9 protein-coding genes are annotated in these 7,998 nt (G+C 45.1%); all 9 read left to right on the top strand.

Annotation, left to right across the window (positions count from 1 at the left end; all coding sequences use genetic code 11):
* The coding region (locus QX565_RS20420; protein WP_289294191.1) for a hypothetical protein at positions 1 to 193 on the top strand (193 nt) is incomplete at its 5' end.
* Positions 190 to 1,371, top strand: coding sequence for a tryptophan synthase subunit beta (gene trpB / locus QX565_RS20415; protein ID WP_289294190.1), 1,182 nt, complete (start codon positions 190 to 192; stop codon positions 1,369 to 1,371). The genes QX565_RS20420 and trpB, both read left to right, overlap by 4 nt.
* 141 nt (positions 1,372 to 1,512) lie before the next feature.
* Entirely contained in the window at positions 1,513 to 2,913 is a 1,401-nt protein-coding gene (locus QX565_RS20410) for an anthranilate synthase component I family protein (RefSeq protein WP_289294189.1), read from the top strand.
* Between the two features lie 5 nt (positions 2,914 to 2,918).
* The gene (locus QX565_RS20405) at positions 2,919 to 3,485 is read left to right on the top strand and encodes an anthranilate synthase component II (protein WP_002560840.1); all 567 of its coding nucleotides are present in this window, start codon (positions 2,919 to 2,921) and stop codon (positions 3,483 to 3,485) included.
* Positions 3,486 to 3,489: 4 nt separating this feature from the next.
* A complete protein-coding gene (gene trpD / locus QX565_RS20400; RefSeq protein WP_221649031.1) occupies positions 3,490 to 4,485 on the top strand; it encodes an anthranilate phosphoribosyltransferase in 996 nt (331 codons plus the stop codon).
* Positions 4,486 to 4,589: 104 nt separating this feature from the next.
* The gene (trpC, locus tag QX565_RS20395; RefSeq protein ID WP_221649032.1) at positions 4,590 to 5,375 is read left to right on the top strand and encodes an indole-3-glycerol phosphate synthase TrpC; all 786 of its coding nucleotides are present in this window, start codon (positions 4,590 to 4,592) and stop codon (positions 5,373 to 5,375) included.
* A 22-nt stretch (positions 5,376 to 5,397) separates the two neighbouring features.
* A complete protein-coding gene (locus QX565_RS20390; RefSeq protein WP_221649033.1) occupies positions 5,398 to 6,015 on the top strand; it encodes a phosphoribosylanthranilate isomerase in 618 nt (205 codons plus the stop codon).
* Between the two features lie 21 nt (positions 6,016 to 6,036).
* The gene (trpA, locus tag QX565_RS20385; protein WP_289294186.1) at positions 6,037 to 6,810 is read left to right on the top strand and encodes a tryptophan synthase subunit alpha; all 774 of its coding nucleotides are present in this window, start codon (positions 6,037 to 6,039) and stop codon (positions 6,808 to 6,810) included.
* Between the two features lie 122 nt (positions 6,811 to 6,932).
* Positions 6,933 to 7,979 (top strand): asparaginase, encoded by a 1,047-nt coding sequence (locus QX565_RS20380; RefSeq protein ID WP_002560845.1) that lies wholly within the window; start codon positions 6,933 to 6,935, stop codon positions 7,977 to 7,979.
* Positions 7,980 to 7,998 lie beyond the last annotated feature (19 nt).

The raw sequence follows: 7,998 nt of genomic DNA, 5'->3' as shown, positions 1-7,998 counted from the left end.
TGGTGGCGCCCGTTACAACTCCGACAGTCGTAAGGGAGCAGTGCTCGTATGTATATACCTCATTAAAGATATAACAGATTTGAAAGAGCCCTGTCGCAACCTGCGACAGGGCTCTTTTCATTTCCGCCCATTTATCGAACCCGGCTCAGCCGGCATTACAACAGAGTTTAATTATAAAAAGAAGAATATATGAAAAGTTATCAAGTTGACAAAGATGGTTATTATGGAGAATTTGGCGGAGCATATATCCCCGAAATACTTCACAAATGTGTAGAAGAATTAAAGAATACATACCTCACCGTACTGAATGATGAGAGTTTCAAACAGGAGTTCGACCAACTACTGCGCGACTACGTAGGACGTCCCTCCCCTCTCTACCTGGCACGCCGCCTTTCAGAGAAATACGGATGTAAGATGTACCTGAAACGGGAAGACCTCAACCATACCGGTGCTCATAAGATAAACAATACCATCGGTCAGATATTGCTGGCTCGCCGAATGGGCAAGACTCGTATCATCGCCGAAACAGGTGCCGGACAGCATGGAGTAGCTACAGCCACCGTTTGTGCACTGATGAATATGGAGTGCATTGTCTACATGGGCAAGACAGATGTGGAACGCCAGCATATCAACGTAGAGAAGATGAAAATGCTCGGCGCAACAGTTATCCCGGTAACATCGGGAAATATGACATTGAAAGATGCTACCAACGAAGCAATACGCGATTGGTGTTGTCATCCGGCAGACACGTATTACATCATCGGCTCTACGGTTGGTCCTCACCCTTACCCGGACATGGTAGCACGGTTGCAGTCGGTGATCAGTGAAGAGATAAAAAAACAACTTGCAGAAAAAGAGGGACGCGACTATCCCGATTATCTTATCGCCTGTGTAGGTGGAGGAAGTAATGCTGCAGGTACTATCTATCATTATCTGGATGACGAACGGGTACGCATCGTTCTGGCAGAGGCCGGAGGAAAGGGCGTAGAAACCGGACAGACTGCAGCAACTATCCAACTCGGGAAAATGGGTATCATTCACGGAGCACGTACCTTCGTCATCCAAGACGAGGACGGGCAGATTGAAGAACCCTACTCGATCTCTGCCGGATTGGACTATCCGGGCATCGGACCGATACATGCCAACCTTGCATCGCAGCATCGCGCCACAGTACTGGCCGTAAATGACGACGAAGCCATAGAAGCCGCCTACGAACTGACAAAACTGGAAGGAATCATTCCGGCACTCGAATCGGCCCATGCATTAGGTGCCCTCAAAAAGTTAAAGTTCAACCCGAAAGATGTGGTAGTATTAACAGTGTCGGGAAGAGGAGATAAGGATATTGAAACCTATTTGGGATTTACGATTTGACGATTTACTATTTACGATTGGGATTACCCTTATTTATAAATAAAGTAACTTCAATCGTAAATAGTAAATTGTAAATTGTCTAATCGTAAATCAAAGTAGTTTCAATCGTAAATTGTAAATCGTCTAATCGTAAATAACCCCATGTTTAATTATAAGACCAATAGCAAACAGGTACTTGGCGACCTGCATACTCCGGTAAGTATCTACCTTAAGGTACGCGATATGTATCCGCAATCGGTACTCATGGAAAGCTCAGACTTCCATGCCGGAGAGAATTCCATGTCATACATCGCTCTCTGCCCACTGGCAAGCGTAGGTGTCAACAACGACCTTGTCACTACTACCTATCCGGACAATACCCGCGAAGAAAAGCCGCTGACAGAAACCTTCACAGTAGAAAATGCCATTAACAGCTTCATTAACAGTTTTCATGTATCGGGAGAACACAAGGAAGTATGCGGACTCTATGGTTATACCACTTTCAATGCCGTGAAATACTTTGAACATATCCCCATTAAAGAGAGCCACGACCAGATGAATGATGCACCGGATATATTGTACATCTTATATAAGTATATCATCATCTTCAACCATTTCAAAAACGAGCTTACGCTTGTAGAAATGCTCAGCGAAGGAGAAGAGAGCGGATTGCCGGAACTGGAATCTACCATCGAAAACCGTAATTACGCATCTTATAACTTCTCCGTGACCGGTCCGGTAACAAGCCCCATCACCGATGAGCAACACAAAGCAAATGTTCGCAAAGGTATCGCACACTGTCTGCGTGGCGATGTTTTCCAGATTGTTTTATCGAGAAGATTCGTACAGCCTTATGCCGGTGATGATTTCAAAGTATACCGTGCTCTGCGCAGCATTAACCCTTCCCCTTATCTGTTTTATTTCGACTTTGGCGGTTACCGCATCTTCGGTTCATCTCCCGAAACACACTGCAAAATTGAAGGAAAACAAGCCTGTATTGATCCCATAGCAGGAACTACCCGCCGCACAGGCGACTCTATCAAAGACAAAGAACTCGCAGAGGCTCTGCTTGCAGACCCGAAAGAGAATGCAGAGCATGTCATGCTGGTAGATCTGGCACGAAATGATCTCAGCCGCAACTGCCATGATGTGCGTGTAGTGTTCTACAAAGAACCACAGTATTACAGTCATGTGATCCATCTGGTCAGCCGCGTCAGCGGAGTACTCAACCAAGAGAGCAGCTCCATGAAAACGTTTATCGACACTTTCCCGGCAGGTACTCTTAGCGGTGCACCCAAAGTACGCGCCATGCAACTTATCAGTGAGATAGAGCCGCACAACCGCGGCGCCTATGGCGGTTGCATCGGATTCATCGGACTAAACGGAGACTTAAACCAAGCCATTACAATTCGTACCTTTGTGAGTCGTAACAATGAACTGTGGCTCCAGGCAGGAGGCGGTATTGTAGCCCGCAGCCAGGACGAATATGAATTGCAGGAAGTAAACAACAAGTTGGGTGCATTGAAGAAAGCAATAGACCTGGCAGTAACACTTAAAAATTAAAGACAATGAAGATATTACTTTTAGATAACTACGACTCTTTCACTTATAATTTGCTGCATGTAGTGAAAGAATTGGGAATCAAAGATGTAGAAGTATTCCGCAACGATCAGATTGCACTCAGTGAAATAGAACGCTTTGACAAGATCATCCTCTCACCTGGTCCCGGTATACCGGAAGAAGCCGGTCTGTTATTGCCCATCATCAAACAATATGCCCCAACCAAAAGTATTCTCGGCGTTTGTCTGGGCCATCAGGCTATCGGCGAAGCATTCGGTGCCACACTGGAAAACCTTACGGATGTATACCATGGTGTACAAACTCCGGTTCATATCATCAAAGACGATATTTTGTTTCAGAATCTGGAACACGAAATACCCGTAGGGCGCTACCATTCATGGGTAGTAAGCCGCAACGCCTTCCCGGAGTGTCTGGAAATTACAGCCGAAAGCCAGGAAGGGCAAATCATGGCATTGCGCCATCGGATGTACGATGTACATGGCATTCAATTCCATCCCGAATCGGTGTTGACACCACAGGGCAAAGTTATCATTCAGAACTTTTTAAATGCATAAATGTATGAAACAGATTTTATATAAGCTCTTCGAGCACCAATACCTGGGACGGGACGAAGCCCGTATCATCCTGCAAAACATAGCACAGGGCAAATACAATGATGTACAGGTGGCATCTTTAATCACCGTTTTTCTGATGCGCAATATCTCCGTAGAGGAATTATGTGGTTTCCGCGATGCTTTACTCGAGATGCGGGTCCCTGTCGATCTGAGTGAGTTCTCTCCTATTGACATTGTAGGTACGGGTGGTGATGGAAAAAACACCTTCAATATTTCTACAGCAGCCTGCTTCACAGTAGCCGGAGCCGGTTTTCCGGTTGTGAAACATGGAAACTACGGAGCAACTTCCGTTAGTGGTGCCAGCAATGTAATGGAACAACACGGTGTGAAATTCACCAATGATGTTGATAAGTTACGGCGTTCTATGGAGAGGTGTAACATCGCTTATCTGCACGCTCCCCTCTTCAACCCGGCACTCAAAGCAGTAGCTCCGGTACGCAAATCACTGGCAGTACGTACGTTCTTCAATATGCTTGGTCCGTTGGTCAATCCGGTACTACCGAGCTACCAGCTGTTGGGCGTCTACAATCTGCCGTTACTTCGTCTGTATAGCTACACTTATCAGGCAAGCAATATTAAGTTCGCAGTAGTCCACAGCCTGGACGGATATGACGAAATATCCCTGACAAAGGAATTCAAAGTAGCTACCAGCGAGAGTGAAAAAATTTACACCCCCGAAAGTCTTGGCTTCTCTCGTTACACAGAGATGGATCTGGACGGTGGAAACACACCGGAAGATGCCGCAAGGATATTCGACAATGTACTGGCAAATACAGCTACCGAAGCACAAAAAGATGTAGTAATTGTCAATGCTGCCTTTGCCATCAACGTGATTTGTCCGGAGAAGCCAATAGAAGAGTGTATTGCCCTTGCCCGCGAGTCGCTGGAAAGCGGAAAGGCACTGGATACGCTTAAGAAATTTATAAATAGTGGTGAGTGATTAGTGATGAGTGATTAGTGCCATGCGGATGATCTCGCAGCCCACTAATCACTTATCGCTCATCACTAATCACTTATCACTAATCATTAATCACTATTTTTCCTATGCCCGATATATTATCAGAAATTATCGCTAACAAGCGGATTGAGGTGGAGTTGCAGAAGCAATCCATTACAATCGAACAATTATACGAAGGGGTTAGTGACGCCCCTCCTACCCGCTCTATGAAACAGGCATTAGCTACTTCTTCCAGTGGTATTATTGCCGAGTTCAAACGCCGTTCTCCCTCCAAAGGCTGGATAAAGGAAACAGCCAGTCCGGAGGAGATCATTCCCGATTATGCCGCTGCTGGTGCTTCTGCACTATCTATCCTTACAGATGAGAAATTCTTTGGCGGAACATTACGTGATATCCGTATCGCCCGCCCGTTGGTGGATCTGCCCATTCTGAGGAAAGAGTTCATTATCGACGAGTATCAGCTCTACCAGGCCCGTATCGTAGGCGCCGATGCAGTGCTGCTTATTGCTGCTGCACTCGAACAGGACGAATGCCATGCACTGACTGCCAAAGCTCACGAACTCGGTCTTGAAGTTCTGCTCGAAATTCATAGTGCAGACGAGCTTACTTATATAAATAAGGAGACAGATATGGTAGGTATCAACAACCGTAACCTCGGGAGCTTTCATACAGATGTTGCCAACTCCTTCCGTCTGGCAGAACATTTGCCGGAAGACATCATACGCGTATCCGAAAGCGGACTTTCTCAACCAGAAACCGTATCTCAGTTACGCGATGCCGGTTTCAGAGGCTTTCTTATCGGCGAAACCTTTATGCGAACCGGGCAACCGGGTGAAACACTCAAAGATTTTATAGATAAAATAACCACATAATAACTCTTAATCCCTCAAGAAAATGGTAAACAACAAATTAATCAAAGTTTGCGGCATGTGTGAAGGAGAAAATATCCGTGAAGTAGAATCACCGGACATCGACATGATCGGGTTCATCTTCTATCCCAAATCTCCACGTTACTTATGCGAAATGCCCGATTATATGCCTGCCAATGCCCGCCGTGTCGGAGTCTTTGTTAACGAAGATAAGCAGACAATAGAAATGTTTGCCGACCGTTTCAGTCTGGACTTCATTCAATTACACGGAAATGAATCGCCGGAATATTGCCGGTCACTCCAGTTGTCAGGGCTGAAACTTATCAAGGCATTCCCTATAGCCAGCAGAAAGGACCTGCAAAACGTACACAATTACAGTAATTTCTGTAAATACTTTCTCTTTGATACAAAATGCGAACAACGCGGAGGATCGGGCAATCAATTCGACTGGAGCATTCTGCATATCTATAAAGGACGTACTCCCTTCATACTGAGTGGCGGTATCAATCCTTATAGCGCCAAAGCACTCAAAGAGTTTCAGCATCCCCTACTGGTGGGCTACGATCTCAACAGTCGCTTTGAAGTAAAACCGGGAAGAAAAGATGCGCAACGTATCCATCAGTTTTTAAACGAATTACGCTAACAATAAAGAAAGAATAAGAACATGAATAGAATCAATCAACTCTTCAGCAGCGATAAAAAAGACCTGCTATCTATCTATTTTTGTGCCGGTACTCCTACATTGGAGGGAACAGCCAACGTTATCCGCACCCTCGAAAAGCACGGTGTAAGTATGATTGAAATCGGAATTCCGTTCAGTGATCCAATGGCAGACGGCATTGTGATTCAGAATGCAGCCACACGGGCACTTCGCAACGGCATGTCGCTCAAACGGCTTTTCGAACAGCTTCACGGCATTCGCGAAGATGTAAAAATTCCACTTGTATTTATGGGATATCTGAATCCTATCATGCAGTTTGGGTTTGAAAACTTCTGCCGCCAATGCGTTGAATGCGGTATTGATGGGGTTATTATTCCCGATCTTCCCTTTCGCGACTATCAGGAACAATACCGCCCCATAGCCGAACGTTATGGTATTAAAGTAATTATGCTTATCACTCCCGAAACCAGCGAAAAACGCATACGTGAAATAGATGCCCATACAGACGGGTTTATTTATATGGTATCTTCGGCTGCCACTACGGGTGCCCAGCAGGATTTTGATGTGCAAAAGCGTGCTTACTTCAAGAAGATAGACGAAATGAAACTGCGCAATCCGCGCATGGTGGGTTTTGGAATTTCGAACAAAGCTACCTTCCGTGCAGCTTGTGACAATGCGCGGGGAGGTATTATAGGCAGTCGATTTGTTACTTTACTGGAAGAAGAAAAAGATCCTGAAAAAGCAATCCTACGACTGCTGGAAGCAATTCGGGAGTAAGTTGATGAGTTTGTGAGTTGACAGGGGGGACAAGTTGTCAACTCACAAACTTACCTAACGATAATCCATAAATCATAATAAATTTATATCTTTGTCGCCGATTTAACAAAAGAGCCACAGATATGATAGCAAATTGCCCTTCCGTTTTGTTAATATATACTGGAGGAACTATCGGAATGATAGAAAACCCGGAAACAGGTGCCTTAGAAAATTTCAACTTTGACCACCTGCTGAAACACGTCCCCGAATTGAAACGTTTTAATTACCGGATCTCCTCCTATCAATTCGACCCTCCCATTGACTCTTCTGATATGGAACCTCTTTACTGGGCAAAGCTCGTAAAGATCATCAACTATAATTATGACAACTTCGATGGCTTTGTCATTTTGCACGGTACAGACACAATGGCCTATACAGCTTCGGCTTTGAGTTTCATGCTTGAGAATTTAAGCAAACCAGTCATCCTCACCGGCTCACAGCTTCCTATCGGAACCCTGAGAACAGACGGAAAAGAAAACCTGATAACCGCTATCGAAATAGCCGCAGCCAAAAATCCGGACGGTACCGCCATAGTACCGGAAGTATGTATCTTCTTCGAAAATCACCTGATGCGGGGCAACCGTACTACCAAAATCAACGCCGAAAACTTCAATGCCTTTCGCTCATTCAACTATCCGGCATTGGCACGTGTCGGTATCCATATTAAATATGAACCTAATTTAATCCGCAAACCAGATTTCTCCAAACCACTGAAACCACATTATCTGTTCGATTCCAATGTGGTGATATTAACTCTTTTCCCCGGCATACAGGAAAGTATCGTCACCTCCCTGCTTCACGTGGAGGGATTGAAAGCGGTGGTATTGAAAACTTTCGGTTCGGGAAATGCCCCTCAGAAACCCTGGTTCATCCAACAGCTAAAAGAGGCTACAGAACGAGGCATTATCATTGTCAACATTACCCAATGCTCTTCGGGAGCAGTAGAAATGGAACGGTACGAAACCGGAATACAACTATTGCAGGCAGGTGTAATCAGTGGATACGACAGCACCCCGGAATGTGCAGTAACCAAACTGATGTTCCTGCTTGGACACGGATTGAGTAACAAAGAAATCAGATACAAAATGAACTCTTGCCTGGTGGGAGAAATAACGAAGTCAATAGGATAAAATGAAATAGACAATATAT

The organism is Bacteroides sp. 41_26, assembly GCF_949740115.1.
Classification (GTDB): domain Bacteria; phylum Bacteroidota; class Bacteroidia; order Bacteroidales; family Bacteroidaceae; genus Bacteroides; species Bacteroides nordii.
This window is presented reverse-complemented; position numbering and strand designations above follow the sequence as displayed.

What these genes read in the sequence shown, in the direction of transcription:
- trpC (WP_221649032.1), top strand. Translation starts at nt 4,590, where the DNA reads ATGCCCGATATATTATCAGAAATTATCGCTAACAAGCGGATTGAGGTG.
- QX565_RS20405 (WP_002560840.1), top strand. Translation starts at nt 2,919, where the DNA reads ATGAAGATATTACTTTTAGATAACTACGACTCTTTCACTTATAATTTG.
- QX565_RS20380 (WP_002560845.1), top strand. Translation starts at nt 6,933, where the DNA reads ATGATAGCAAATTGCCCTTCCGTTTTGTTAATATATACTGGAGGAACT.
- QX565_RS20410 (WP_289294189.1), top strand. Translation starts at nt 1,513, where the DNA reads ATGTTTAATTATAAGACCAATAGCAAACAGGTACTTGGCGACCTGCAT.
- trpD (WP_221649031.1), top strand. Translation starts at nt 3,490, where the DNA reads ATGAAACAGATTTTATATAAGCTCTTCGAGCACCAATACCTGGGACGG.
- QX565_RS20390 (WP_221649033.1), top strand. Translation starts at nt 5,398, where the DNA reads ATGGTAAACAACAAATTAATCAAAGTTTGCGGCATGTGTGAAGGAGAA.
- trpB (WP_289294190.1), top strand. Translation starts at nt 190, where the DNA reads ATGAAAAGTTATCAAGTTGACAAAGATGGTTATTATGGAGAATTTGGC.
- trpA (WP_289294186.1), top strand. Translation starts at nt 6,037, where the DNA reads ATGAATAGAATCAATCAACTCTTCAGCAGCGATAAAAAAGACCTGCTA.